Source organism: Paenibacillus sp. FSL K6-1558 (genome assembly GCF_038002565.1).
GTDB classification, from domain to species: Bacteria; Bacillota; Bacilli; order Paenibacillales; family Paenibacillaceae; genus Paenibacillus; species Paenibacillus polysaccharolyticus.
In genome coordinates, this window is sequence record NZ_JBBOCV010000001.1 from 6,077,778 (window position 1) to 6,104,587 (window position 26,810).

Annotated in this window: 23 protein-coding genes; 19 read left to right on the forward strand and 4 right to left on the reverse strand. The window is 45.4% G+C overall.

Annotated elements, in window-relative coordinates; genetic code table 11:
- The first annotated feature begins 109 nt into the window (after positions 1–109).
- The 14 genes from MHI38_RS26470 to MHI38_RS26535 all read left to right on the forward strand — a co-directional run bounded on the left by MHI38_RS26470 (position 110) and on the right by MHI38_RS26535 (position 16,449).
- Positions 110–991, forward strand: coding sequence for a carbohydrate ABC transporter permease (locus tag MHI38_RS26470; protein ID WP_090924368.1), 882 nt, complete (start codon positions 110–112; stop codon positions 989–991).
- Entirely contained in the window at positions 991–1,815 is an 825-nt protein-coding gene (locus MHI38_RS26475; protein WP_090924369.1) for a carbohydrate ABC transporter permease, read from the forward strand. The genes MHI38_RS26470 and MHI38_RS26475 overlap by 1 nt, the downstream gene beginning before the upstream one ends.
- Before the next feature lie 108 nt (positions 1,816–1,923).
- Entirely contained in the window at positions 1,924–2,916 is a 993-nt protein-coding gene (locus MHI38_RS26480; protein WP_221786535.1) for a LacI family DNA-binding transcriptional regulator, read from the forward strand.
- A gap of 192 nt (positions 2,917–3,108) precedes the next feature.
- Positions 3,109–4,053: an alpha/beta hydrolase gene (locus tag MHI38_RS26485; protein WP_341181866.1), complete on the forward strand. Its 945-nt coding sequence runs from the start codon at positions 3,109–3,111 to the stop codon at positions 4,051–4,053.
- Between the two features lie 146 nt (positions 4,054–4,199).
- Positions 4,200–5,177, forward strand: coding sequence for a carbohydrate kinase family protein (locus MHI38_RS26490; protein WP_090924372.1), 978 nt, complete (start codon positions 4,200–4,202; stop codon positions 5,175–5,177).
- Positions 5,167–6,636 carry a sucrose phosphorylase gene (gtfA, locus tag MHI38_RS26495; protein WP_154960128.1) on the forward strand — a complete coding sequence of 490 codons (1,470 nt, stop codon included), beginning with the start codon at positions 5,167–5,169 and terminating at the stop codon, positions 6,634–6,636. Before MHI38_RS26490 ends, gtfA begins: the two co-directional genes overlap by 11 nt.
- Positions 6,637–6,663: 27 nt before the next feature.
- A complete protein-coding gene (locus tag MHI38_RS26500; protein WP_308722069.1) occupies positions 6,664–7,479 on the forward strand; it encodes an alpha/beta hydrolase in 816 nt (271 codons plus the stop codon).
- A 111-nt stretch (positions 7,480–7,590) separates the two neighbouring features.
- Positions 7,591–9,369 carry a sensor histidine kinase gene (locus MHI38_RS26505; protein ID WP_260510643.1) on the forward strand — a complete coding sequence of 593 codons (1,779 nt, stop codon included), beginning with the start codon at positions 7,591–7,593 and terminating at the stop codon, positions 9,367–9,369.
- A complete protein-coding gene (locus MHI38_RS26510; protein WP_154960082.1) occupies positions 9,369–10,982 on the forward strand; it encodes a helix-turn-helix domain-containing protein in 1,614 nt (537 codons plus the stop codon). The genes MHI38_RS26505 and MHI38_RS26510 overlap by 1 nt, the downstream gene beginning before the upstream one ends.
- A gap of 198 nt (positions 10,983–11,180) precedes the next feature.
- Positions 11,181–12,716, forward strand: coding sequence for an ABC transporter substrate-binding protein (locus MHI38_RS26515; RefSeq protein WP_308722067.1), 1,536 nt, complete (start codon positions 11,181–11,183; stop codon positions 12,714–12,716).
- Positions 12,717–12,797: 81 nt separating this feature from the next.
- Positions 12,798–13,721, forward strand: coding sequence for an ABC transporter permease (locus tag MHI38_RS26520; protein WP_221786540.1), 924 nt, complete (start codon positions 12,798–12,800; stop codon positions 13,719–13,721).
- 12 nt (positions 13,722–13,733) lie between these two features.
- On the forward strand, positions 13,734–14,627 hold the full coding sequence (locus tag MHI38_RS26525) for a carbohydrate ABC transporter permease (protein ID WP_154886526.1): 894 nt from the start codon (positions 13,734–13,736) through the stop codon (positions 14,625–14,627).
- A 30-nt stretch (positions 14,628–14,657) separates the two neighbouring features.
- Positions 14,658–15,464, forward strand: coding sequence for a Nif3-like dinuclear metal center hexameric protein (locus MHI38_RS26530; protein WP_221786541.1), 807 nt, complete (start codon positions 14,658–14,660; stop codon positions 15,462–15,464).
- A gap of 112 nt (positions 15,465–15,576) precedes the next feature.
- Positions 15,577–16,449, forward strand: a complete 873-nt coding sequence (locus MHI38_RS26535; RefSeq protein WP_253495608.1) for a divergent polysaccharide deacetylase family protein — start codon at positions 15,577–15,579, stop codon at positions 16,447–16,449.
- Here MHI38_RS26535 and MHI38_RS26540 read toward each other — a convergent pair.
- A complete protein-coding gene (locus tag MHI38_RS26540) occupies positions 16,424–17,173 on the reverse strand; it encodes an N-acetylmuramoyl-L-alanine amidase family protein (protein ID WP_341181867.1) in 750 nt (249 codons plus the stop codon). The genes MHI38_RS26535 and MHI38_RS26540 overlap by 26 nt on opposite strands.
- A gap of 192 nt (positions 17,174–17,365) precedes the next feature.
- On the opposite strand from MHI38_RS26540, the gene MHI38_RS26545 reads away from it, so the two are divergent.
- Positions 17,366–17,563, forward strand: a complete 198-nt coding sequence (locus MHI38_RS26545) for a YqzE family protein (RefSeq protein ID WP_090924381.1) — start codon at positions 17,366–17,368, stop codon at positions 17,561–17,563.
- A gap of 115 nt (positions 17,564–17,678) precedes the next feature.
- Here the strand turns inward: MHI38_RS26545 and MHI38_RS26550 are convergent, their stop codons facing one another.
- The 3 genes from MHI38_RS26550 to MHI38_RS26560 all read right to left on the reverse strand — a co-directional run bounded on the left by MHI38_RS26550 (position 17,679) and on the right by MHI38_RS26560 (position 21,655).
- Entirely contained in the window at positions 17,679–18,632 is a 954-nt protein-coding gene (locus MHI38_RS26550) for a hypothetical protein (protein ID WP_341181868.1), read from the reverse strand.
- Between the two features lie 129 nt (positions 18,633–18,761).
- The gene (locus tag MHI38_RS26555; protein ID WP_341181869.1) at positions 18,762–19,889 is read right to left on the reverse strand and encodes a YqhG family protein; all 1,128 of its coding nucleotides are present in this window, start codon (positions 19,887–19,889) and stop codon (positions 18,762–18,764) included.
- Between the two features lie 5 nt (positions 19,890–19,894).
- The gene (locus MHI38_RS26560; RefSeq protein WP_154960090.1) at positions 19,895–21,655 is read right to left on the reverse strand and encodes an SNF2-related protein; all 1,761 of its coding nucleotides are present in this window, start codon (positions 21,653–21,655) and stop codon (positions 19,895–19,897) included.
- Between the two features lie 227 nt (positions 21,656–21,882).
- Here MHI38_RS26560 and MHI38_RS26565 point away from each other — a divergent pair, with 227 nt between their 5' ends.
- From MHI38_RS26565 to MHI38_RS26580, 4 genes are all read left to right on the forward strand, one after another.
- Positions 21,883–24,579: an adenosylcobalamin-dependent ribonucleoside-diphosphate reductase gene (locus MHI38_RS26565; RefSeq protein ID WP_341181870.1), complete on the forward strand. Its 2,697-nt coding sequence runs from the start codon at positions 21,883–21,885 to the stop codon at positions 24,577–24,579.
- A gap of 340 nt (positions 24,580–24,919) precedes the next feature.
- Complete coding sequence (locus tag MHI38_RS26570; RefSeq protein WP_167375840.1) at positions 24,920–25,096, forward strand: hypothetical protein; 177 nt, start codon at positions 24,920–24,922, stop codon at positions 25,094–25,096.
- A gap of 23 nt (positions 25,097–25,119) precedes the next feature.
- A complete protein-coding gene (locus MHI38_RS26575; protein WP_308722264.1) occupies positions 25,120–25,968 on the forward strand; it encodes an ABC transporter ATP-binding protein in 849 nt (282 codons plus the stop codon).
- Complete coding sequence (locus MHI38_RS26580; protein WP_308722063.1) at positions 25,968–26,684, forward strand: hypothetical protein; 717 nt, start codon at positions 25,968–25,970, stop codon at positions 26,682–26,684. The genes MHI38_RS26575 and MHI38_RS26580 overlap by 1 nt, the downstream gene beginning before the upstream one ends.
- The last annotated feature ends 126 nt before the right edge of the window (positions 26,685–26,810 follow it).

The following is a 26,810-nucleotide window of genomic DNA, read 5'->3' on the forward strand; positions in this document are numbered from 1 at the left end:
AACGTTCGAAAGGGGATGTGCATCCATACAGGGGGCGCATCCTCCAATATTCCAATCGTTCATCAAATCTTTCATCAAGCCGTTACCAAGGGAACCACAGGAGGTCAACATGGATAGAAAAATACGGATGAGAAACGCGGGAACCTTCTTACTGTTTGGAGCTCCTTCCGTTGTCGCTTTTCTCGCAGTGGTTGTGATCCCGTTCATCGTTGGATTGTACCTTACGTTCACCAATTGGGATGTTCGTACCGGGGATAACACATTTATTGGTATATCCAATTATATCGCGGTTTGGCAGGATACCGTGTTCTGGACTCAATTATGGTTTACCCTTAAATATGTATTTTTCACTGTCATTATCGCAAACGCTGCTGCTTTTTTTATTGCTCTTGTGCTGACGGGTGGTGGGAGAGGCGAGCAATGGCTTCGCACTGGTTTTTTTACACCCAATCTGATTGGGGGCATCATTCTCGGATATCTTTGGCAGACTTTGTTCTCACAAGTACTTCCTTACTTAGGGCAAAAGTATGGCTGGTCTTGGTTTGAAACATCCTGGTTAACCAATACAGACACAGCTTTCTGGGCGCTCGTCATCACAACGTCATGGCAGTTGATTGGTTATCTCATGATCATCTATATTGCCGGCTTTGCCGGGGTTCCGAATGATGTGCTCGAGGCTGCCAGCATCGATGGGGCAAGCCGCATGGCAACGATACGCCGGATCATGTTACCGCTCACCATTCCAGCCATTGTGATCTGTGTATTTATTTCGATTTCTCGATCGTTCCTGACCTATGATATTAACCTTGCGTTGACCAAAGGGGGGCCGTTTAACTCTACGGAGCTCGCGACTTATCATATCGTGCAAAAGGCATTTCTGTCTAACCAGTACGGGGTCGGTCAAGCGGAGGCTGTGGTGCTCTTCGCCGTAGTCGCCATTATTGCGTTGACGCAATCGTATCTGCTGAAGAGATTGGAGGTCGAGTCCTGATGTCGATCCGCCAATTCCTTCCTTCGTTGAAGAAAATACTACTATACGTGTTGCTGTTTCTTTTTCTCACGCCGTTTTTGTTGATTATTATGAACTCATTCAAATCGACCCAGCAGTTCGTAGAAAATCCGTTATCGTTGCCAACGGGAATTCAACTGGACAACTATGTCAGTGCATTTGACAATATGAATTTTCTGGATGGATTTCTGAACTCGTTGCTGATTACCGTCGGCTCCGTGTTGCTGATTCTTTTTTTCTCATCCATGACGGGGTATCTGTTTGTTCGTTTTAAATGGCGTGTGAATGGCATTCTTTTCTATGCGATGCTGGCTTCACTTGCTCTTCCGTTTCAAGTTTTAATGATCCCACTGGTGATGTTATACGGCAATATGAGTCTGCTCGACTCCAAAATAACCTTGCTGTTTATGTACCTGGGTTTCGGTGTACCTTTTGGCGTATTTACGTTCCATGGATTTATCAAGGGTATCCCTTATGAACTCGAAGAATCTGCTTTTATCGAAGGGAGTTCGCGTATGCGGACGTTCTTCCAGATTGTGCTTCCTTTGTTAAGGCCGGTATTTGTGACATTAATTGTGCTGGATGTGTTATGGATCTGGAATGACTACTTGCTACCAAGCCTGGTGCTGTTATCGCCGGAGCACAAAACATTACCACTATCTACGTACAATTTCTTCTCGTCCTATTCAGTGGATTATGCGCCGCTCATGGCTGGGTTGATTATGACGATTATTCCGGTACTGATCATGTATTTGCTTCTGCAAAAACAGATTATCAAGGGGATTACAGAGGGGGCACTGAAATAGCACTGAAGTAACACTGAAGTAACACTGAAGTACCAAGAAGTGAACTGGAGTGAAATGGAAAACGATTAAGCTTATAATGGATTAAAAAGAGCAAGGTGGTTAACGGTTATGCCCAAGATTGATGATGTTGCCAAAAAAGCAGGAGTATCGGTTACAACCGTGTCCCGCGTATTAAATAATAGAGGATACATTAGCGAAGAAACGCGCGAAAAGGTCTATCGGGTAATGAAAGAGCTTGATTATCAACCCAACGAGATGGCCAGAGCTTTGTTTCGTAAAAAATCGAATATGATTGGTCTGATCATTCCAGATGTATCCCACCCTTTTTTCAGTGAGATGACTTATCATCTGGAGTATTATGCGGACAATTCTGGTTATAAGCTTTTATTGTGCAACTCCAATCGAGATGTTAGTAAAGAAAGCAAATATATTGATATGTTGAAAAAAAACAAGGTGGATGCCATCATTACAGGCAGTTCTGTTCTTGATGTACAGCATTACCTGAATCTGAATCTTCCGATTGTTTCATTGGATCGTGAAGTGGCCGACAACATTCCGGTCGTTTCTTCGGATAACGAGATGGGGGGCAGGCTGGCTACGCAGCTACTCCTTGATAAAAATTGCAGCCAGCCAGCCTTTCTCTATCGAGGGATTGGAGGGCCACACCATGTCGCTTTGCTGGCAAATGGCCGAGCACAAGGATATGAAGCCGTGATGCAGCATGCAGGACTTGAACCGATTCATCTGCAACTGGATGCTTCAGCCGGGGATGAGCTGGAGATTCAAGAGGAGATCATAGGCTTCCTGGAGCAGCATCCAGCCGTTGATGGTATATTTGCGAGCAGTGATGTCATCGCTGCTGAAGCTGTGCAGGCTTCTCGCCAGGCGGGAAAACGTATCCCTGAGGATATGCGAATTATCGGTTATGATGATGTGAAAATCGCTTCTCTGCTCAGTCCACGTCTGAGTAGTATACGGCAGCCAATACAGGAGATGGCTGAACGAATCATCGGCTTGGTTCTACAACAGATTCAGGGAGAAGAAATTGCTTCGGGTACAAACCTGTTCCCAGTCCAGCTGATTGAGCGGGAAACGACATAGAAGGGGTGCTTTCAAGAAAGCACTCTTCTTGTTTGCTATATATGTCAACCGGTTGATATATAAGGTGTAAGCATATCTTTGTTCATTATATTTTTCGTAATAATGTTCTTGTATATATCGATTGTTCAACTTATATCGTTCATGACTATAGCTTCATTAATTAAACATTGGATCGAGACAGGGGGATACAGAATGGATTTTATTAATAGAGTTGCACCGGAGCTAAGGGCGGGTCTGTTAGGACTTGAAGTTATACAGCTGCCTGAAGACCTGATGAGAGCACGTACAAATGCAGATCTGAATGTATCACAAGTTGATCAGACTTCAGACGCAGTTCAAATCGTAAATGAGTATATTCAAGGATCGGATGGAAACGAACTGCAACTGCGCATTTATTCACCTGTACATGAGAATACACAAGAGAGGCCGGCACTGCTATGGATTCATGGGGGAGGAATGATTCTGGGAAGTCCAGAAGGGGATGACCAGCTCTGTACGGATTTTGCGATTCGAGCTGATTGCATCGTTGTCTCTCCGAATTATCGATTGGCACCCGAACATCCTTATCCTGCAGGACTTGAGGACTGTTATAGCACACTTCAATGGATGTCAGAAGAAGCCGAGGCACGAGGCATAGATCTGAAGCGTATAGCCGTTGGGGGAGCCAGTGCAGGAGGCGGGCTGGCGGTAGCCCTCACCCTTTTGACAAGAGATCGCAAAGGGCCTGAACTGTGCTTTCAGCTACCGCTATATCCGATGCTGGATCATCGGAATGGCACATCGTCCAGCTATGAGATGACACATCCTTCGATATGGAATCGGGCGCATAATGTAGCGGCCTGGAAGATGTATCTCGGACACCAATTTAACATTGAAGTTCCTGTATATGCTTCTCCCAGCCTTGCTACCGATCTTACAGGCCTGCCGCCTGCGTATATTTGCGTGGGTGAGCTGGATCTGTTCCGGGATGAGATCTTAGAGTATGTGTCTCGTCTGTCCAGAGCAGGAGTTAAGGTTGAATTTCACTTGTATCCCGGGTGTTATCATGCTTCAGAGCATGTTGCTCCCGAGGCAGAGAGTAGTCAGCTGATTCGAACGGAGTATATTGAGCGTTTAGCTCAGGCGTTAAAACGTTAACCGGAGAGGGCAACCTCTGATTTTTGAAAAAAGTGATCGTCTTAATGAAAGTATTGTACAGCAGATAGCCCTACAATAAAGGAGTCATGTCAGTCAGGTGACAGCTTTTTGAATGAATACCGTGATTGGTTCAGGGAGGAATCAGGATGATTGGGCTGGATGAACGGATGAAACTGGAGGATCGCTTCAATGATCTCTTGGCCATAGGGGAACTGTTAGTAGATATGATATCGAATGAATATGGTGATCATCTGGGTTCTGACGGGTATACGCGTTTTGTTGGAGGTTCCCCCTCCAACATTGCCATTAATGTCAATCGGCTGGGTATCCGTTCGCATATCGTCTCAGCTGTAGGGGAGGACGGATTCGGCACTTTTCTGCTGAACCGTCTGAATGAAGCGGGCATGGATACTCGCGGGGTTCGGCGCGTTAATGAAGCGACAAGCATGGTTGTTGTTAGCAAAAGCAAGGGTACACCTGTCCCGATTTTCTATCGGGCGGCCGATTTTCAACTATCATTTGAGGCAACTCTCGTGGAATGGCTTCGCAATTCCAAAATCGTTCATTTCTCTTGCTGGCCGTTATCTCGCCAACCTGCCAGAGAAACCATTGAAAAGGTTATTGTTGAAGCAAGGAAGCATGGTGTATTGATCGGTTTTGATCCCAATTTCCATAAGATGATCTGGCAACCGGGAGAAGATGGTGCGGCTTATGTGCAATCGATTATTCCGCAGGTGGATTTCATTAAACCTTCCAAGGATGATGCAGATCGTCTTTTTGGTGAAGCATCTGCCGAGGAACATCTGAAACATTTTCTAGCGTTAGGGGCACGACTGGTCATTCTGACGTTAGGTGAAGAGGGAGCACTGGTTTCGAATGGCCAAGAAACAGTGGAATTTGCGACCTGTGCAACGAAGGTTGTAGATACTACAGGAGCGGGTGACGCGTTCTGGTCAGGGTTCTATACAGGTCTGGTAAAAGGTTACACAGTTCAGGAAGCCTTAAAATCGGGTTTTGCTGTAAGCGCGTACAAATTGAAGTATCACGGTGCGATTGTAGAACTGCCAGCTCTGGGGGCAATCAGAGAACAGTATGGACTGGAAGAGGGGGAGCATTTTGCTTAAAAATCAGGTTCAGTTAATTACCTATCCGGATTCGCTTGGTGGCAATCTGAGTACACTGAATCATTTGCTTCAGAACGAACTGGCTGGTCTGTTTACAGGAGGCGTGCACATTCTGCCGCCTTTTCCTTCATCAGGAGACCGTGGATTCGCTCCATTAACTTATCTGGAGATTGATCCTGCCTTCGGTACATGGGATGACATTCGATCAATAGGCGAACATACGGATATACTGGTTGATCTGATGGTTAACCATATTTCACAGCAGTCGCCTTATTTTCAGGATTTTCTGCTGAAAGGCCGATCATCCGAATATGCCGATCTCTTCTTGACTCTGGATAAGGTTTGGACGGATGGAGTGCCTGTGCAGAAGGATATTGACCAGATGTTTTTGCGTCGTGAGGTACCCTACTCTACGTTTAAAATCCATGAGAGCGGTGAAGAGGAGAAGGTATGGACAACGTTTGGCAAAACAGACCCCTCAGAGCAGATTGATCTGGATATACGTGCGGCGATCACACAGCAACTGCTGCGTTCATTTTTTGAGAACTTCAAAAGTAACAATGTCAAAATTGTGAGACTGGATGCCGTTGGCTATGTTATAAAGAAGCTGGGGACCAGTTGTTTCTTTGTTGAACCGGATATTTACGTTTTCCTTGACTGGGTGAAGTCACTAGCGGACGAACTGGAGATCGAGTTGTTGCCGGAGGTTCACGCCCATTACAGTGTACAGTACAAACTGGCCGATTTTGGCTGCTGGATTTATGATTTTATATTGCCATACCGGGTGCTGGAGACGTTAGTCAACCGCTCAAGCCGGGAATTACGTCATTATCTGGCGGACAGACCTGCCAATCAGTTCACCATGCTGGACTGTCATGACGGCATTCCGGTCAAGCCCGATCTTGATGGACTGATACGCACAGATGAGGCGCAGCGGCTGGTGGATATCTGTCTGGAGCGGGGAGCCAACCTTAGCTTGATTCTGTCAGATAAACATAAGTCAGAGGATGGTTTCAACGTGCATCAGATCAGGTGCACATATTACAGTGCTTTGAACGAGGATGATGATGCTTATCTGGCTGCGCGTGCCATTCAGTTTTTTGTACCAGGCATTCCCCAGGTCTATTATGTCGGACTGTTCGCCGGGAAGAATGATCTGGCACGGGTAGCCGAAACGGGTGAAGGTCGAGAGATTAATCGGCAGAATTACACAATGGAGGATATCGAGCAGCAGTTGGACAAAAAAGTGGTGCAGCGTCTTATGAAGTTGATCCGCTTCCGCAACAGCCATCAGGCTTTTCAGGGCGAATTCAGCGTTCTGGATTCGCCGGATAATCAGCTCTGTCTGAACTGGAAGCTGGAAGGGCAACAGTGCAGTCTGACGGTTGACCTCCAAACGTATCAATCCATGATACACTACACGGACCCGTCAGGGCATCTCGAAGCTTATCGGATCTAAACCATAATCAGGAAGGAAATTGCTAAAATGGCTACAGTACAGGTGAACTTTTTCTCAAAAAGCATGCGCAGAGAGGTATCGTTTAATGCTCTGCTACCTTTAGACTTGCCTGTCATTCCGGGTCAGTCCGAAGTAGCGAACGAACAGGAGCCGCTGAAGTCTATATACCTGCTGAACGGATACTCTGGCAGCCAGTGGGACTGGATCACCTTCTCGCGTATTCGCGAGCTTGCTGACCGGCACCGGTTCGCTGTGTTTATGCCGGCAGGTGAAAATCATTTTTATCTGGATAATGAAGATAAGGGTGATCTTTACGGCCAATATGTAGGCAAGGAATTGGTAGAATTCACACGCAGGTTATTTCCTCTCTCTATGCGCCGTGAGGACACATATATCGGCGGATTGTCGATGGGAGGGTATGGTGCGATCCGGAATGGTCTGAAATATGCGGAGCATTTCGGTGGCATCATTGCACTCTCCTCGGCGATTTTGCCATACAAAATAGCGAATGCGCAGCCGGGTTACTCTGACGGAGTAGCGGATTATAAATACTTCAGCCGGGTTTTCGGGGATCTGAGCCAGCTGCAAGGTAGTGATAAAGATCCGGAAGCTTTGGTGATGCGGTTAAAGAAAAAGGGCGCGTCGATCCCTGACATTTATATGGCCTGCGGCACTGAGGACTTTTTATTGGATGTGAATCAACGTTTTCGGGATTTCCTGCAACGTGAGCATGTTCCTGTGACCTACACGGAGAGTCCGGGGGTGCATGACTGGGATTTTTGGAATGTCTATATCGCTCTTGCACTGGAATGGGCAGGACAGGGCAGACGGCCTAACGAATAAGCAATTATCATAGATCTGTACCAAGCCTCTGGGGGTCGTGTGTCATCAGCGACTGTTCAGGGGCTGGTTGATTATCCGGTCAAGCACGGAAGACAAGAGAAGAGGGAACGCATGAAGAGAAAACACTTATTCCGTAACAGAAGCATCGTATTCAGACTGTACACCCAGATCACGGTTATTTTGGTTATTCTCTTCGCAGCTCTTCTTTTGAGCAACATTTATTCGCTCCAAGTGGTTCAGAATCACATCGTTAGCAATTCGGAACACACACTGGCGATCTACACGGAATCTATTCATAATAACCTGGATATCTACGCCAAAGACCTGATGGAGGTATTCGAGAATCAAGCCGATTTCGCCAGGGACTATGGGGAGCAATATATACGTTCTGGTCACGAAGGGGACTACTTTAAAGAAATGCGGCTGATCAACGCGCTCAAGTCCAAAATGACGAATAATTATGCCAGCGATGGCATGTTTGTTCAAATTGCACGTGATGAAAGACTGCTGACCTTGTTTGGCAATCGGATCAATTCCTCGAATAAACTGGCTTTATCCGACTTTTTGAAGCACCAGAACTGGCGGGACATTCAGATACAGGATCATAAGGAAGGTCAGTGGAGCATTGTACAAGTGAACGACGTATTTTATTTGTTCAAATGTATCACGTACGGGGAAGTGAGCTTTGGGACGTTTGTTCAGGCTGATCATTTACTTTCACGCACAAGTCGGGAAGCAGATTCAGCCAGCCAATTTATGTTAAGTGGTCAAGATGGTCGTATTCTGACAACGGTCAGTGGAAATGTCATGACAATAACAAAGGATTTGGCAGCGACCGAGCAGGAGCTGGGTAGTCGTTACCTTTTTGTGAGCAAACCGATTGCCGAATTCGGTCATATGACCAATATCGTTGCGAAACAAAGTGTATTTTCCGGACTGAAATTAATTCAATGGCTGATCATCGTGCTGGGTGTCGTCTCCATGGTCGTCGTGCCGCTTGTCATGAGATTTATCACCAAGGAGATGCTTCGTCCGATCCTGGAATTGGTCCGAGCTGCCAAAGAAGTTGAAAAAGGACAGACGTTATTCCCTCCTCCTTCCAGAGAGTATTCGCTTGAATTTATGAAACTGTTCCATGCATTCCAATCGATGGTTCATGAGATTACACATCTGAAGATTCAATCCTATGAAGAGAAAATTGAGAAGAGCCGCGCAGAGTTGAAAGTGTTACAGATGCAGATCAGACCTCATTTTTATCTGAATGCCATATCTACCATCTCCAGTCTCACCTATCAAAACCGGAATGAAGAAATTCGGCGTATGATCCAGATGTTATCCCAGCATCTCCGTTATATGTTCAAGGCGGAACAGATGCTTGTCAGCATTGATGAAGAGATGGGGCATGTTGAAAATTACATTCGTATGCAGGAAATTCGCTACCCGGATCAGATCTTTTATATGACGGACCTGGAAGCGGCAGCGGGTGATATTCGTATTCCGCAACTGTTGATTCAGACATTTGTGGAAAATTGCTTCAAACATGCCCTTACGTATGGAGAAATGTTATCTATTTTTATCCGGGTACACATGGAGCGGACAGCAGATGATGGGGCTTATGTTCAGATCGTGATTGAGGACAACGGTGAAGGATTCCCGCAAGCGTGGCTTCAACAATTCCAAACATCCATAAGGGCAGGGGATGAAGGTGAGCACGTAGGCATCGCAAATATTCATAAAACATTGCAGTTATTATACAAACAGGATAATTTGCTGGTGCTGTCGAGCGGAGGGGAATCTTCAGGAGCCAAAATCGAAATACGGATACCTGTTTCAAACGAAACGATTCCGGTGTCCATTTCTGAGTCTAGCATTAGAGTGGGGGAAAATTGATGAAGTGCATGTTGATTGACGACGATATCCCTACGGTTCAGGTGTTAACAGAACTTATCCCTTGGACAGCATATGGTTTTAACGAAGTATCACAGGCTCACTGTGTTCAGGATGCACAGACGTTGTTTGACGCAGGTATTCCCGATTTGGTCATTTGTGACATTGAGATGCCGAGAGGTTCCGGAATTGAGATGATTCAGTGGATCAGGGAACAAGGATATGACTGTGCATTTATATTTTTTACGTGTCACGAGAGTTTTGACTTTGCTTCCACTGCGATTTCATTTAATGCGGACTCTTATCTGCTCAAACCCTTGAATCAGGAGAAGCTTGAGGCAGCTGTCATGAAGGCGGTGGGTGGATTGAAGTGGAGAAGGCAGATGGGAGAGTATCAGAAATTCGGCATGGCGTGGCTGAAAAATAAAGGACTGGTCGAGGCCAGCTTCTGGACCGATATTCTGATGGCTACCATCTCGCCCCGGCTCGATCTGATTCAGGGGGAGATTCTTAAACGGGAGCTGACGATCAAGACAGAGCAGTCGTATGTGCTGGTGCTTGCAAGTGTATTTTTATCCGAGATCGATGAAAAATGGAATGAAAGTACGTTTCGATATGCATTTGCCAATCTCAGTTCCGAAATTATGCTGTTGCGACTTGAGTATGACCGGATTGTTTCTTATCAGAAAAATAGCATGTTGTATGTTGCTGTTATTTTGGACGAAGATGATACTAGCCAGGTTCAACTAGAAGAACGAGCTGCATTGCTGATTCAATTGATGAATGAATACTTGAAATGTATGGGAACCTGTTATATTAGCGAGGCGAAACCGATTAACGAGCTGTCTGGTGTAAAGACAGAACTGGAACGCATGGATCATTCAAATGTGATGTTTCGAGGCAAAGTTCATGGACAGCATACCGTATTTCAACGAGAACAACCGGAACGATACGATCTGGATACAGAGTTGTATACCAGCTTGTTTATCGAGCGGGAGAAAGCCCAGATTGTGAACCGGCTGAAAAAAGATTTGGAACAACTCGTTGCCAAAAACCAGCTGCATGCTGAAACGTTGCAAGTGATACGTGAGGATTTCCTTCAAGTGGTTTATGCGATTTTGGCTAAGAAAAACGTACAGGCACATCAGCTGTTTACGGATCAGCTTGCGCAGCAGTTGTATGTTAAATCGGAGCACAGCCTTTTTGATTTTATGAAATGGGCTCACCTTGTCACAGAACGTACAGTCGAAACGATTAAGGAAAGTCAACGTTCGGAAGGTATTGTCGATAAAGCGATGCGTTATATACACGACAACTACACCAAGGATCTAAATCGTGATGAAGTGGCTGCTAGTGTATTTCTAACGCCGGACTATCTTGCGAAGGTATTCAAACAAGAAACGGGACTAACGATGAAGGAATATCTGAATGACTATCGAATTAAAGCGGCAAAACTTATGTTAATTGAAAGCCGCCTGAGTATCGGACAGATTGCGATGGAAACCGGATACGAAACTATTTCATACTTTTCTACCGTTTTCAAAAAGCTTACAGGAGAAACGCCCAACGCCTACAGATCCAGACAAAGTTATGACCGGGAGAAGAATGGAGTTTAACGTTTGGAATTCAGGGACATTTGCCCATAATGTACGACTCTGCTTCATTTTGAAGCAGGGTTTTTGTTTTAACTGAACTGATGCAAAATTTAAACCGTTTTTACGAAAAAACAGACCGTTTTTGTTAAAGCTGTAATCACTCCAATTTTATAAAATGAAAACGAATACAAGCACGACATAAGGAGGTCATGAAGCAAGATGAAAACAAAGAGATTATGGGGTTCCCTGCTGTCACTGGTGCTTTGCGGTTCTCTTCTGGCGGGATGTGGGACGGAATCTTCATCTTCAAGTGCGCAAGAGGGGAACGGTTCACAGAAGGTGGACAAAGTGGTGTTCGCCATGCCTTCATTTAACCGTATTCCCGATGATATCAGTAAAGTTACAGCCGCAATCAATGCCATTACCGTTCCGAAAATCGGGGTTGAGGTGGATTTCAGACTATATGGTCCGGCTGATTATGCTCAAAAAGTAAATCTTGCACTACAAAGTGGTGAGCAAATGGATGTGTTCACAACGTTGGGGCAATTCACGAACTATGCATCCAAAAACCAGTTATACCCACTGGAGGAACTATTGCCGCAATATGGTAAAGAGTTGACGCAGATTTTGGAAAAGGACTTTGGTCCGAATCTGCTTGAAGCAACCACGATGGACGGACATATTTACGGTGTTCCGGTAAATAAAGGCATGTCGCTGCCAACCAACATCGTATACAATGCCGACATGCTGAAGGAATCCGGTCTTACAGCGGATCAAATGACGTCACTGGATGATCTGCCGGCTGTATTTGAGGCAGTCAAACAAAAACATCCAGACGTGATTCCCTTCGGTCCAGTCAATGTGAATCCAAGTGATACCAATCTCGTTCTGGCGCTTAAAGGGATGCACAAGATCGATTTCCTGTCAGATACAACCGGTATTGGTGTGGTTGTAGGTAATGACGGAAAAGTTCAAAATTTCTATGACACAGATGCATTCAAACAGGGCACCAAGATGATGAGAAATTGGTTTGAAAAAGGGTTTCTAGAGAAAGATGCCGCGACGACATCCATTTCTTTCTCCGATACGATTGCTTCAGGGCGCGGTTTTTCCTTCCTGGGCGGATACAGCGGGATGGAAGCAGCTAAAGCGCTGAGTGCACAAACGGGCAAAAACCTCGAAATGAAACGTCTGGTGCCGTACTACTTTGATACCGGTGCAGTTAATCTGGTGAGCTGGATGGTGTCCAGTACAACCAAGGTTCCCGAAGGCTCCGTCAAGTTTCTGAACATGTTGTATACTGATCAGCAGTTGATTAATACGATTCTGTACGGTATTGAAGGAGAGGACTATGTCAAAGTAGATGAGCATCATGTGAAGTTCCCGGATGGCATGGATGCATCTACCGTTCCGTATACAGCGATGCTGAGCACGGGGATTGTAGGCTCGGAATCATTGCAATACCAGCTGGAGGGCGTTAATTGGTCGGATGTGGAGTTGAAACTGAAGGAGAACAAGGAGACAGAGCGCTCACCGTACTTCGGATTTATCTTTGATCCGAGTGAAGTGAAGACACAAATGAGTGCTGTTACCAATGTGGTCAATCAATTTTTACCTGCGCTTGTAACGGGTGTTCTTGATCCTGATGCGACGATTCCTCAATTCGTAAAAGCATTAAATGATGCGGGAGCTTCGGATATTATTGCGAGCAAACAGAAACAGCTGGATGAGTGGATCGCGCAGCAGAAGAAATAAAACGTGGATAAACGTTTAATGTGGGGCGCTGTATAGCTAAGAAGCATTGCAGCGCTTTGCATTAAGGATGAGAATGGAGCGATGACTGTGAAAACCAAATCCGGAGGGCTCAGAAAAACATTGCCGCTACTGCTGCTCGCTGCTCCTGGTCTGTTATATTTTCTAATCAACAATTATTTGCCAATGACCGGTATCTTTATCGCGTTCAAAGATGTGAACTATGCCAAGGGCATATTCGGAAGTGATTGGGTAGGCTTTGATAATTTCAAATTTTTATTTCAGACGAGTGATGCCTGGATTATGACTCGCAACACTTTGTTATACAATTTGGCGTTTATCGTACTGGGGACGATGCTGTCGATCTTGATTGCAATTCTAATGTCGGAATTGTTAAAAAGCGTTTGGTCTAAGCTGTTCCAGTCGGGACTTGTTTTACCTAACCTGATTTCGATGGTGGTTCTGTCCTATATCGTGTTTGCCTTCCTGAATGCAGACAGCGGTTTTATTAACAATTCAATATTGAAACCCCTTGGTATTCCAGAGATTAACTGGTATTCCGAGGCCAAGTATTGGCCCTATCTGCTCGTGTTTATACAATTGTGGAAAACAGCCGGCTACGGTTCCATTGTGTATATCGCCTTTATCTCCGGGATTGACAAAAGTATCTATGAAGCGGCCAAGATCGACGGGGCGGGCAAACTCAAGCAGATTCGCATGATTACGCTACCTTTATTGAAGCCAACCATTATTATACTGACCCTGATGTCCATTGGGCGCATATTCAACTCCGACTTCGGCTTGTTCTATCAGGTGCCTATGAATGCCGGAGCGCTGTACAGCACAACGCAGACCATTGATACGTATGTGTACCGGGCGCTAATGCAGGTCAATGATATTGGGATGTCAGCCGCTGCTGGCTTGTATCAATCGGTTGTGGGATTCATTTTGGTCATGGCTGCGAATGCAATTGTCAAAAAGGTAAATCCTGAAAATGCATTATTTTAGGGGGAAACACGAGTGATACAAACTAAAGGTGAACGCGCTTTTCATGTGTTTTCCATCGTCGCTATGGTTATGTTTACGTTACTGGCATTTCTACCATTTATGCTGATCATCATGGCATCCTTTACGGAAGAGTCCTCGTTAATTCGTAACGGTTACAGTTTCTTTCCTGAAAAAATGAGCGTGGATGCTTATGTATACATGTGGTCTTCTGCTTCTACATTTGTGCGGGCGTACGGTGTATCTTTTCTTGTTACTACATTGGGAACGGCACTTGGGTTGTTAATTACAAGCATGCTGGCTTACCCGATGTCGCGCCAGGATTTCAAATATCGCAATGTGCTGGCGTTCATTGTATTTTTCACGATGCTGTTCAGCGGAGGAATTGTACCTTCCTACATTCTGTGGACGAAATACTTTCAGATCAAAGATACACTGGCCGCCCTGATTATCCCGAATCTATTAACGAATGGATTTTATGTACTGCTTATTCGAAATTTTTATAAAAATAATGTACCTGTTGAACTGATCGAATCGGCTCAGATTGATGGAGCTTCAGAGCTCCGTATTTTCTACCGTATGATGTTACCTCTGTCTGTACCCGTACTGGCAACAGTCGGACTGTTTATGGGACTGGCGTATTGGAATGACTGGATTAACGCCCTTTATTTTATTACGAAGCCCCAGTACTATGGAATACAAAACATGCTGATTCGTCTGATGAATAACATTCAGTTTCTCAAGTCAGGTCAGGCCAGCAGTATGCTTGGGGCCAATGCTGCTGATCTGCCAAGTACGGCAGTCCGCATGGCGATGGCGATTATCGGTATATTGCCTATTCTGGTCGTATTTCCTTTCCTTCAGAAGTACCTGACCAAAGGTATCATTGTGGGTGCAGTTAAAGGTTGATAACCATTTTAAAATGTAGGGGGAATCCACGTGAATGTACAGCAAGTGATGGAGACGGTTATGCAGGATTCCTGTGGAGATCAGCGTCTATCACCAACGGGCGATGTTCTTGTTACAGGAGAAGCGGACACTGTAGTGACAGGCATTGTGACGACGTATATGGCAACGGTCGAGGTTATTCGGCAGGCTCATGCAGCAGGAGCTAATCTGATTATTACACATGAGCCTACCTTTTATACCGGGGCAGATCAGCTCGACTGGATACAGCAAGATCCGGTATATGAAGCCAAGCGCAAGCTTATTGAGGATTACGGCATGGCGATCTGGAGATATCACGATTATATGCACATGGCGAAGCCGGATCGAATCTATACCGGTCTGATTCGAGAGCTGGGCTGGGAGCCAAATCAGGTTGATTATGCTTTTCCGTGGATTTATGAGATTGAACCCATGCAGCTTCGCGATCTGGCCGAAGAGTTAAAGGAAAAGCTAATGATAAATGTATTGCAGGTCGTGGGCAGCCAGGATATGACATGTTCCCGTATCGGAATCCTTGTTGGAGGCGGAAGCCTCGGATTAGGCAAAGAATCGATGCCGATGGAACTCATGAAAGAGCAACAACTGGACGTCATGATCTGCGGCGAGATTACGGAATGGACGTTGTGTGCATATGTTAATGATGCATCAATGCTTGGGTTAAACAAGGCTATGTTAGTCATTGGTCATGAACGAAGCGAAGAATGGGGAATGAAACATATGGCGGAATGGTTACAGCTGCTCGTTGGGGATATTCCGGTTCATTTTATCGATGCAAAAGAACCGTTCCTATATGTGTAACACAATCAACAACATTCAGATGTTCCTAGAATGAATTGGGAAAGGGAGCTTACATAGAACTGCGTCTGAAATCAAACAATGAGAACACCACGTTTGAAGGAGGCTGCAGGATATGATACGAAATCAAGCGAAACAGGGATATTCGGTTAAAATGAGGTTTCAAATGCGGATCTTCCTGTGTTTCATCATAGCTATTATTGGAGCAGGAGGAACTGGGGTTTCTGCCAGACCAGCCATGTTACCGGAGCCGGCTTCATCATCATCTCAGTTCAATCGAATGGCCATCATTATCGATGATGTGGGCAACGATATGAAGGGTACGAAGGAGATTCTTGATATGCCTGTGAAGCTGACTGTAGCTGTGATGCCTTTTTTGAAAACGACGAAGAAGGATGCGATTGCTGCACATGAGAAAGGCATGGATGTAATTGTGCATATGCCGATGGAACCCAAGAAAGGCAAGCCGGAGTGGCTTGGGCCAGGGGCAATCACATCCAATCTGACAGATGAGCAGGTTCGTGAACGGGTTGAAAAGGCAATTGATGATGTGCCTTATGCCATCGGCATGAACAACCATATGGGTTCTAAAATCACATCGGATAAACGCATCATGTCCATTGTGCTGGATGTATGCCTGGAACGCGGCCTCTTCTTTGTGGATAGCCGTACAAATTTTCGTTCCGTGGTTGGCGATCTTGCCATAGCCAAAAATATGCCGCCTGTGGGCAATGACATTTTTTTGGATGATCAAAATTCAAAGGCACATATTCGCAAGCAACTTGATTTGGCTGCTCAGCGAGCAGTTGAGAAGAAAAGCTGTGTTGTCATTGGTCATGTCGGTCATACAGGCATGAATACTTCGGCAGTGATACGGGAGTCGGTCTCCCGCCTGCAGAATCAAGTTCAGTTTGTAGGAATCGGTGATATGGTAAGGGATGTATGGCACTGGCAGGTTGCACCTACACTACCGACAGATAATAAATAATACCATCCGCAATCGACTGGGCAATTCGCTTTTGCTCTGCCGGGTCACTGATTCTGGCCCGGTCGGCTGGATTGCTTAAAAACCCGGTCTCCACAATGACTGCCGGATGTTTCACATAATTTAGCATGTAAAACGGTTTGCCCCAGACCACTTCACGGTGTGTACCGCACAATTGGTTCATGGCATCCTGGATCGATTGTGCCAGCAGATAACTGCGTCCCTCTTTCTGATGAAGCACTACCGGACCGTGCGTAGCTGAACGAGGGCTCCAGTTCGCATGAATGCTAACGACGATATCGGTGCTGACTTCCTCACTAAGGCTTTTGCGCTGTGCGAGATCCCTGATGTGACGTGAGCGACTGTTTAACCAACGGTTCTCATCACTAAGTGCGTAATCACCCAGACGGTTAATGATGACGGTGTAACCTTTGCCGCGAAGCAGCAAGTATATCTTTTGACTGATCGCTAAATTAATGTCTTTTTCCAGAACACCTGCTTCGGATGTTCCTCCGTCAATACCTCCGTGGCCAACATCCAGCAGGATAACGGGTGCGGCAAAAGCATGATGACTTGAATGATAGGCATCGCCATCGGTAATTGGCATGATGGACGGCCGATAGGCAGATGGATCGTGAAGAGTCAGTGTAGAAGCAGAGGAGAAACCGGTCATAGAATAAACACTAATCAGCAGGGCTATAGAAGTTGTCAGAAGTAGCTTAAACATCGAATTATACACTCCTTCAAAATATAAGTGTTGAAGAGAAAAAGGCAGGATGGATACCTTTGGCATTAGACTGTGCATTTTAGATCATTTCATACGCTATTTGCACAAAAAAATGTTTAGTTCAATCACGTCTTGCGCACAATAGGGATAACGTTAGATCACGAAGGTGCGGAAGAAGAGGGAGGCTGCTATATGGCTAAAAGTGATGAACTGGTTAAATATATTACGCAACGTGTAGTACATTACATCGACACGCCGAAAGATGAGCGAAAGGAACGGAGAGCACAAAGCAGAAGGAAAGAACCCTGGTCCATGAAATGGTTTGGCATGATTCCATTTGCGGTATCCTTATGGGTAGACAAGAAAAAACGAAGATCAGAGAAGAGTTGAACCGATTCTTCAAAAAGACGAACACGAGTGCCAATTCAAGAAGACGCAATCCTGTATTAGGATGCGTCTTTTTATGAATCATTTTGAGTTATAAAAAAGATTATGAGTACATGTATTAAGGATTAGTCTTGTAGAAATGTCCATCATGCAAAAGCTTGTTCAAGGGAATGAAGCGTTGTGTGGAGTTAAAACCACCAAGACCAACGTAAAGATCAAACGTTGAACCTGCAATACTCCATATCTGGTATCCGCTTACTGGCAAAGGACCACCGTAGAACAGATTCCATTCTTCTGCTGAGAAGACAAGGGCTTCTCTATAGTTCTGCTGGAGCTGTTGCTTCACTTGAGAGGGTTGCAGAGGTTCAGATGTCAGCCAGGTTAGTTGAGATGAAGGGTCAAAAGCAGGCTGTAGAATAACAGGACTCGTCTGCAATCTTGTTGTATCAAGTATGGGTATCTGTTGTTGCAACTCCTTTAACTCGAAAAATTTCGTTCCAGAGCCAGTCTCTACACGTTCTAACTGATCAACTGGCAACAAGTCTCCATTGGATGCATCGATGTACATCGCGGGATGATTTACACGTTCCACTTTCCAATAAGCCAAAAGAGGAGGAGCATATAGAAGTGTAAGCTTTCCGCCTGAGGTTTGTAATGTTTTTACATCCAAACCCTGTCGTTCCAGAGCCTGTCCTAGTAGTTCGTTATTATACAGGGATTGTTCTCCCTGACCATACTCACTGAGAAGGAGCTGCCCTTGCGGAGTTGTGGAAATAATCATATATCCAACGGGCTTGTCCTGAATCCTGGCATGCACAAACCAGCCATGGTTACCTGGACCTAATGGATAATATTCAAGTTTCGCTACAAGCCAATCTGGATTGGAGGTACCGAGTGCGTTCACTTGCAGTTGCGCGAATTGCTCTACAGAAGCGGGTGCAAACCTGTTAGTTGGTGCCGCTGCATGAGCCGTCGGCCAGATGGAGAGAAGAGCAAAGCAGATGATCATGCTCAAGAAGACCGATAGGCAATGCCTGATATTTCGTCGTTTTGACCGGGGCCGTTTTTTCATCGTAAACACCTTCTTCCTGACTTCATTGTAAAGTATAGGGGATGCAAAGGGTGATGCAACCTGTCGGTTCAATGGTTATGAATAAACACTACTTTTGCCAGCATTTGCAGGAAAAGTAGTGTCTTCGTCTTATCTTAAGTGAAACATGCCGCTACTTATGGCAGTGACCTTCACCTTCGGCTCATATTGCCAGATCATCTCGGTTCGTCTGTTCTCGTACTGCAGTTTCATCGCTTCACGATCTATGACCGCCTGTTTTGCTTTTTCTTGGTCAGGGTCTACATCATCTTGCGTCTGTTGTATGGTAGATTCGGCGGCCATTTCCACGTCAGCTGGGACCGGTTCTAATATGCCGCGAACCCGATTAATAACAGGACGAACCGTTTCATCTTCAGTAACCTCAGTCTCAGGCATGTCTTCTCGCAGTACGGCTTCATAGTAGGCGTCCACCACATCGAGTTCGAGTTGCAGGCGTTCTTTCGCTTTTTCCGCCCAGCTATAATCGAGCCTGCTTAAGTGAGCGGTGAGATGTGATTCGAGAGCAGCCCCTGCATCAGCGAGCGAAATTTTCGGTGACTGAGCATGCATATTTTCAGCCAGTCTTGGACTGAGATCACGCCGGCTCAGCTTGCTTCCGAACTTTTCGATGATTTCACCCGATCTTAGTGAAATGCCAAGGAAGTGTAATTCCTCCCGTTTCAGGTCACAAGCAAACTCGACTTTAAAACAAACCCCTAGCCAAGGTTCATACACAGCCGGAGATGTGGCCCTGATCTGGCGTTTGGCGGCTTGTTCAAACAGGTTTACGAAGGCGCCACCTTCGCGTGCTGCAGCAAATATCTGCTGTAATCTGCGGCTACCATACACGACATCTTCTCGCAGAATGCGTCCGGGACCAAGCTGCGGCATGGAAGGCGTGATGCCAAAATAACGTCCGAGTATCGTTTCTTTCGGAGCATCAGGCTTCGCTTCAGGTGGCGTTTGAACAGGCTGAGACGCTTTGGCCTTGGCTTCCGCCGCCTCAGTGATCTGCTGATAAGCTTCCGGGTCAAAAACAAAAGTAAATGACATGGTCTCAGGCTCCACCCCTACACGCTCCACAAATCCCCAGTAATACGGACGGTTCGTTAATGCCTTGTCTGCTTCAGGTGATAATTTAACCGTCACATGAGCAGGTGACCGCTCCATGATCTGGCAATCCAAAGCTTCCAGATAGGTTAGGACGTAAGCTTGGATCTCATGCGGTGACATTGTCATGGATATCAGTTACCCCCTTTGTGAAGATCAAGTTTGGTGATTAAAGGCACCTCGTCAGCAACTTCGCGCTGAATTGTGTTCAGCGACTGTCCGAGCGAGTTCATTTTACGGCGAATATCCTCTTCGTTCTGCGATTCCAGCATAATTTTGTACAGACTCTTTTCGATCGATTCCTTTTTCTCGAGCCGTTCGAGAATGACATCCAGTCCACCGATGACCATCTCGAACATATTAATTTTCTCATGCAACAGATGCAGGATATGTTCCTCAATCGTACCTTTCGTAGACAGGTTGAAAATGTTAACGTCATTCTGCTGACCGAGCCGATGAACCCGGCCAATCCGCTGTTCTACCCGCATCGGGTTCCACGGTAGATCAAAGTTAATCATATGGTGACAGAATTGCAGGTTGATGCCTTCACCACCAGCTTCCGTTGCAATCATCGCCTGAACACGGCCACGGAAAAGATCCATCATCCAGTCCTTTTTGCCTCGATTCATCCCGCCCCGATAGGGAACAGCCGTTAGTCCGTTGTTACGAAAATAATTCAGCAGATATTCCTGCGTCGCTCGGTATTCCGTGAAAATAATGACTTTTTCATTCATATCTCGAATCAGTTCCATCGTTTTTTCGGCTTTTGTATTTTCTTTAATCGCCTTGATATGAGCCACCAGTTCCCAGATTTTATCCCGCAGTGGAGAATCCAGCGGTAGCTTTTTGGACAGATTGACGAGTGTTACAAACACAGCGTCCCGACTGCTACAGACTTCCCGTTGCAACGTAACGAGCGAAAGCATGCTGCTAAGGTTGCCGCCTGCTTCCTGGTATTGATCTTTGACAAACGAGGTTACCCCGTCATAGAGTGCTTGCTCTTCAGGCGAAAGTTGCAGATCCACGTTAGAGACGTTGCGTTTTGTAAATTGCACGGGGCCTTCGCCACGCCTGTTACGGATCATGACTTTGGACAGCTCATCTTTGAGCTGCTCCTGATTTTTGGGCACACGTTTATCGACGACAAAGTTGGCGGCAAAATCGCCTTGACGACCAAGCTGACCGGGCTTCAGCAGGTTAATGAGATTGAAAAGCTCGCTCATGTCGTTCTGCACAGGCGTAGCAGTGAGTAGCAGGCAGTATTTTTTGCGTAATTGCAGCATGAATTGATAATTGGTTGTTTTTTTATTTTTGAGTTTATGTGCTTCATCAATGATGATCATGTCATAGTCCATACCTAGTAACATATCTTTGTGCGGGTCTCTCTTGGCAGTGTCCATAGAAGCAACAACAACGTCATTTTGCCAGGAATAAGCCTTTTTCTGTGCAACTGCCGGGATGCCAAATTTGGAATTGAGTTCACGTACCCATTGCAATACCAGAGAAGCGGGGACAAGAATTAACACTTTAGATACAAGACCACGAACCATATATTCTTTCAAAATCAGGCCGGCTTCAATCGTTTTGCCCAGACCTACTTCGTCGGCGAGAATGGCTCGGCCTGACATTTCGAATAATACTTTGCGTGCCGTATCCATTTGGTGAGGAAGTGGGGTCAGATCTTGCAAATGTTTCAGACATTGAATTTCGTCAAAGTTCGGAATGAGATTCGTTTCTTCCGCCTGAATACCGAGTTGAAAGAGTCGGTAATCCCCCCATGGGCCGCCCTTGTCCAAACGAGATTCAAGCTGTTCCAGCCAGCTTCGATCAAACTCAAGAGGAACAGGTAAGTCAGCTACAGGTTGATTCATATGATGCGGATGTTTCCGGTTCATGATGCTTCCTCTCCGTTCTTGTGTTATTCGTAGGTAATAGTATGGACGAAGGAAGGCAAGTTCATAACCCGTTTCAGAGGATCTATGATATAGATCACATAGAAAATCAACATATAGTGTAATATAATGGTTATAAATCACTACATGTAGTATCTAGGCATAAATTATTCTCAAAGACAGCATTGAATTTAAAATGAACGGTTTATTCGGGGAGGTTGATTGCAGAGATGGCATCCAACAATACAGGAACGAACCAACAAGTGAAGCATCATGAGAACAAACATAAGCTGGAAGGGCTCAGCGAGAAAATATTTCTCGATCGGTACGCATGGAAGGACGCCGATTCAAATCATGCAAAAGTCGGAGATGTAGTACTTGTATTAACGAAAGATGATCCCAAGTTTCCGGTGAAGGAAGTCGGTGAGATTGTTGAACGGCAGGCACAACTAGTTAAAGTGCGGACACGTAGCGATACGATCATTGAGACCGATGTGGAAAAGTTGACACTTACGATAGAGAAAACACCGGAAGAGATGTGGGATCGTCTTGCCCGAGCGATGGCAGCTGTTGAATCGACACCTGAACAACAGGCTGTTTGGGAGAAGAAGTTTCGCTTGGTGCTGGATGACTGGAAACTGGTTCCTGGTGGACGTATTGCTGCTGGTGCAGGGGCCAGTGATGAGTTGACGCTGTTTAACTGTTATGTCATTCCTTCTCCGCAAGACAGCCGGGGCGGCATCATGAAGACGTTGACCGAAATGACTGAAATTATGGCTCGCGGCGGTGGCGTGGGTATCAATCTGTCATCCCTTCGTCCGCGGCGGGCTGTGGTGAAAGGTGTGAACGGCTCGTCCAGCGGATCGGTATCCTGGGGCGGTTTGTTCAGTTATACGACGGGGCTTATCGAACAAGGCGGTAGCCGCAGGGGTGCGCTGATGCTGATGATGAACGATTGGCACCCGGACGTGCTGGATTTTATTACGGTTAAACAAACGATGGGGCAAGTGACCAATGCCAATCTGTCGGTCTGCGTAAGCAATGCGTTCATGGAGGCTGTGAAGCAGGACGGTGATTGGGAGCTTGTTTTTCCCGATACGAGTGACCCGGACTATGATTCGCAGTGGGATGGGGATCTGACCAAATGGAAAGAGGCAGGCCATAACGTTATTCCATACCGGACAGTGAAGGCACGTGAAATATGGTATACGATTATTGAATCCGCCTGGAAATCAGCCGAACCCGGTGTTGTATTTATGGAGTATTACAATCAGATGTCGAACAGCTGGTATTTTAATCCGATCATCTGTACTAATCCTTGTGGGGAACAGGGCCTTCCAGGCTGGGGCGTATGTAATTTGTCAGCAATCAATTTGTCCAAATTCTATGATGAAACAAACCACGATGTGGCATGGGAAGAGCTGGCGGAAACGACGCGCATTTCGGCAAGATTTCTGGACAATGTGATTGACGCGACGCCGTATCATTTTGAAGAAAATCGATTAAATCAGCAACGTGAACGCCGGGTGGGGCTAGGAACCATGGGACTTGCGGAGCTGATGATCAAACTGCGTATCCGTTATGGCAGTCTTGAATCGCTAGATTTTCTCAATAAACTGTATGGATTTATGGCAAAGGAAGTCTATCTCGCTTCAGCGGAGATTGCCGCGGAGAAGGGGGCGTTCCCGGCGTTTGAGGCAGAACCTTACTTACAAAGTGGATTTATGAAACAGATGATCGCGACGTACCCAGAGGTTGGAGAGGCGATCCGTCAAAAAGGAATTCGTAACGTGACGCTGATTACTCAGGCGCCTACGGGAAGTACCGGAACGATGGTGGGCACATCGACTGGCATTGAGCCGTATTTTGCTTTTAAGTATTTTCGCCAGAGCCGTCTTGGGTATGATGAACAGTTTGTGCCGATTGCTGAGGAGTGGCTGGAGCAACATCCTGGTGAGTCCCTACCGGATTATTATGTGACGGCGATGGATCTTTCGGCCGAAAATCATATTCGCGTGCAAGCTGCCATTCAGAAGTGGGTGGACAGTTCGATCTCAAAAACGGCAAACTGTCCGGCTGATTTTACGGTGCAGGATACGGCAGAGCTGTATGAGCTAGCTTTTGATCTAGGTTGTAAAGGGGTAACGATCTATCGGGACGGCAGTAGAGATGTTCAAGTACTTTCTACTTCGAAGAAAGAAGACACCTCAGCTATTGAGGGGCAGAATGCGGATAAAGAGGAATTCAACAGTCTGGTAGCTGAGTCCGTTTCGGTAGCAAATCCGGTGTATGCAGAGCGAGAGTCCAGTTTGCCAGACTTGGGAGAACAGACTACGGGTGTGGTGGATAAACAATATAAACGTCGTCCACAAGTATTGCGCGGAGCAACGTATAAGATGCATACGCCGTTTGGCATGGCTTACATTACGATTAATGATCTGGACGGAACACCGGGTGAGATTTTCCTCAACGTAGGCAAGGCAGGCTCCGACGTGTTTGCGATGGCGGAGGCACTGGGCCGGGTGTGCTCTCTATTCTTGCGATATGGCGATCATGGTCATAAGGTGGAGTTGCTTATCAAACATCTGAAAGGCATCGGAGGTTCAGGGGCCATTGGTTTTGGAGCTAATCGTGTGGAATCCATTGCGGATGCCGTCGCGAAAGCGTTGGAAAGCCATGTTCAGATAAATGAGGATATTGGAGTGAAGAATCCGATCAGTGCTAAGCGTATGAACAGCAGCAACAATACAAAGGAAGTTCTGCTGAACACGCAGACACCGACCTCACAACTGGACGATGCTGGAGGTGAGGGGCAAAAGACTCCTATACAATCTATCGACTTATGTCCTTCATGCGGCTCGGCGTCCTTGATCAATGTGGAGGGCTGCAAAACATGCAGTAACTGCGGATACAGCAAGTGTAATTAAGCTATTCCAGAACAAATCTGGAGTGAATTGTTGCTCTAATGAGCCTGAACAAGGATGTTCAACCTAAAAAGTGTACAGACGAAGTGCTGACATACCAGCACTTCGTTTTTTGTGTTGCTAGACTTCAATCGAACTGCCTAGACGTCGATAGGTCTCTTTAGTCAACGGTGTACATTGAATCTAGTTTCATCTGAATTATTTATTCATTAGACATCCCTTTAATCTTAAATATGTTAAAATAAGGACGGTGTTCTTACAAATCCAGTTAAAAGAGGCACATATTCCGTTTAAATGAATGTTCATGTCAGGTTCTGGACGAAGGAAGGAGGTAGCATCTATCATGAATAAACATTGGAAAAAGTACTTGTTTTTGTTTGCTCTGATCGTGCCGATCTCAGTAGGTACCATTTTTACGCTCCCATATCACCATCGATATATTGCAGTAGCTCTATTTCCACCTCTATTTTGGATGCTCTACTATTCATGGATCACATTAGAAAGAAAACGGGATCGTTAGTAAAGGGTGGTGGAAAGGTGACAATGAAGGCGTTATTAACATTAAAAGAAGCTTCTAAGAAATACGGCGGCCGAGAAATTTTAACAGATGTATCGCTTGTGATTAGCCAAGGAAATTGCATTATTATAAGAGGAAACAACGGTTCCGGGAAAAGTACGATGCTCCGAATGGTGAGTGGATTAATTCCATTAACGTCGGGTCAAAGGTTACTTGAGCATAGGAATCTGGTGATTGGATATACCCCGGATCGATTATCGAAACTAAGGATGACTTCGACGGAGTATCTGACACACATGGGCAGAATATCAGGTATGACTAAGAAAGAGTTGAAAGAACGTATCAAGGAGTTGCATGATTTGTTTCGTCTTGAACAGAGTGATCAGTTGAAGATGAGTCATTTCTCAAAAGGAATGTTGCAGAAAACAAATGTAATGCAAGCTATGATTAAGCCGCCAGACCTTCTGGTATTAGATGAGCCTTTCTCAGGATTGGATGAAGAGTCAACGGGGCATTTGCTTCATTCTCTGAACAAAATTAAGGAAGAAGGGACATCGATTTTGGCAGCCGTGCACGATCCGTTATTAGCAAGTCAATTGGAAAGCAACACATACTGGATTCATCAAGGAAGACTGAGTAAGGAGAGTATACATACGTCTTCTGAGCAGAAGGTTGTATATTTTGAGCTGGAAGGCAGCATAGATTTAAGCGTTGTTGATCATCTTCTTGAATTTTTCCCCGATATTACATATAAAAGAAGTGAAAATGGTTATATGGTCATGACTTTTATGTATAAAGATTATCGTAGTTTTTTACCCGAATTTATAAATAAAGGTGGAGAGATTGTTAGTCTAACGAGAAAGGAGCTAGGCTAATGATTTCATTACTGTCATATTTACATACCTGTTTCATGCGTTCTTATCGCTATGGTCCGGCTACTTTTGTATTTTTTATGGGGATTATTTTCGTATACAGTGTCGTTCCGAATCCAGTAATGGCTAGTTATGCATTTTCAACAACATTTATTTTTATTATTTCTGTTGTTATTTGTTATACGTTGATTGATATGGAAACGACAAATCAGGAATCGGTTACGGTATTGCATAGTGGCGGTTTGGTAAAACTTTATGTTGCGAAATTGTTATATTGCTGGCTTTTTACGATTCCACTCGCTCTGTATGCCGTTTCGTTCCCAGCCATTTTTCAAAAGTTTGATCGAACTCCGAGTGTTGAAGAGCTAGGCATGGCCCTGATTTATCATTTGGTTTCATCTTGGCTGGGAATTGCTTTAGCCTGCTGGTTTAGTTCTAAGTTTGTTCGTTCCCGAGTCATGTCTTTTTTAATGCTGAGTGTGCTCATTGTTATTACACTTTCTGTGAAAGGTATAGAACAGGTGTTGCCAGACGGATTTACACCAATGATTTATCTGTTGCCTCCTCTAAGTAGTACTATAGATGTGTTAATTAATTATGATGCACAAAGTCTATTTAAGAAGCTAATGGTAATAATTATACCGCTCGTATATGGTGCGATTACAGCAGGATTATTTGTTTTAATGATTCACAGACGCAAGCTGGATTCAATGCAATGATATTCTCGTTCCACCTCTAGAGTCCTAGGAAGGAAGAAGCAATTATAAGCAAAACTTTCAATCCGCTCTGAGTTAGGTTTATAATGGATAGTGGCTGCTGAGCAAGTCGGCGGCCTTTTTCTATTG

Excerpts from the sequence above, each read along its gene's own strand:
- MHI38_RS26535 (WP_253495608.1), top strand. The coding sequence starts at position 15,577 with ATGATACGAAATCAAGCGAAACAGGGATATTCGGTTAAAATGAGGTTT.
- MHI38_RS26555 (WP_341181869.1), bottom strand. The coding sequence starts at position 19,889 with ATGACAATGTCACCGCATGAGATCCAAGCTTACGTCCTAACCTATCTG.
- MHI38_RS26485 (WP_341181866.1), top strand. The coding sequence starts at position 3,109 with ATGGATTTTATTAATAGAGTTGCACCGGAGCTAAGGGCGGGTCTGTTA.
- MHI38_RS26580 (WP_308722063.1), top strand. The coding sequence starts at position 25,968 with ATGATTTCATTACTGTCATATTTACATACCTGTTTCATGCGTTCTTAT.
- MHI38_RS26520 (WP_221786540.1), top strand. The coding sequence starts at position 12,798 with ATGACTGTGAAAACCAAATCCGGAGGGCTCAGAAAAACATTGCCGCTA.
- MHI38_RS26510 (WP_154960082.1), top strand. The coding sequence starts at position 9,369 with ATGAAGTGCATGTTGATTGACGACGATATCCCTACGGTTCAGGTGTTA.
- MHI38_RS26560 (WP_154960090.1), bottom strand. The coding sequence starts at position 21,655 with ATGAACCGGAAACATCCGCATCATATGAATCAACCTGTAGCTGACTTA.
- MHI38_RS26570 (WP_167375840.1), top strand. The coding sequence starts at position 24,920 with ATGAATAAACATTGGAAAAAGTACTTGTTTTTGTTTGCTCTGATCGTG.
- MHI38_RS26505 (WP_260510643.1), top strand. The coding sequence starts at position 7,591 with ATGAAGAGAAAACACTTATTCCGTAACAGAAGCATCGTATTCAGACTG.
- MHI38_RS26565 (WP_341181870.1), top strand. The coding sequence starts at position 21,883 with ATGGCATCCAACAATACAGGAACGAACCAACAAGTGAAGCATCATGAG.
- MHI38_RS26490 (WP_090924372.1), top strand. The coding sequence starts at position 4,200 with ATGATTGGGCTGGATGAACGGATGAAACTGGAGGATCGCTTCAATGAT.
- MHI38_RS26470 (WP_090924368.1), top strand. The coding sequence starts at position 110 with ATGGATAGAAAAATACGGATGAGAAACGCGGGAACCTTCTTACTGTTT.
- MHI38_RS26540 (WP_341181867.1), bottom strand. The coding sequence starts at position 17,173 with ATGTTTAAGCTACTTCTGACAACTTCTATAGCCCTGCTGATTAGTGTT.
- MHI38_RS26500 (WP_308722069.1), top strand. The coding sequence starts at position 6,664 with ATGGCTACAGTACAGGTGAACTTTTTCTCAAAAAGCATGCGCAGAGAG.
- MHI38_RS26545 (WP_090924381.1), top strand. The coding sequence starts at position 17,366 with ATGGCTAAAAGTGATGAACTGGTTAAATATATTACGCAACGTGTAGTA.
- MHI38_RS26515 (WP_308722067.1), top strand. The coding sequence starts at position 11,181 with ATGAAAACAAAGAGATTATGGGGTTCCCTGCTGTCACTGGTGCTTTGC.
- MHI38_RS26475 (WP_090924369.1), top strand. The coding sequence starts at position 991 with ATGTCGATCCGCCAATTCCTTCCTTCGTTGAAGAAAATACTACTATAC.
- MHI38_RS26480 (WP_221786535.1), top strand. The coding sequence starts at position 1,924 with ATGCCCAAGATTGATGATGTTGCCAAAAAAGCAGGAGTATCGGTTACA.
- MHI38_RS26575 (WP_308722264.1), top strand. The coding sequence starts at position 25,120 with ATGAAGGCGTTATTAACATTAAAAGAAGCTTCTAAGAAATACGGCGGC.
- MHI38_RS26550 (WP_341181868.1), bottom strand. The coding sequence starts at position 18,632 with ATGAAAAAACGGCCCCGGTCAAAACGACGAAATATCAGGCATTGCCTA.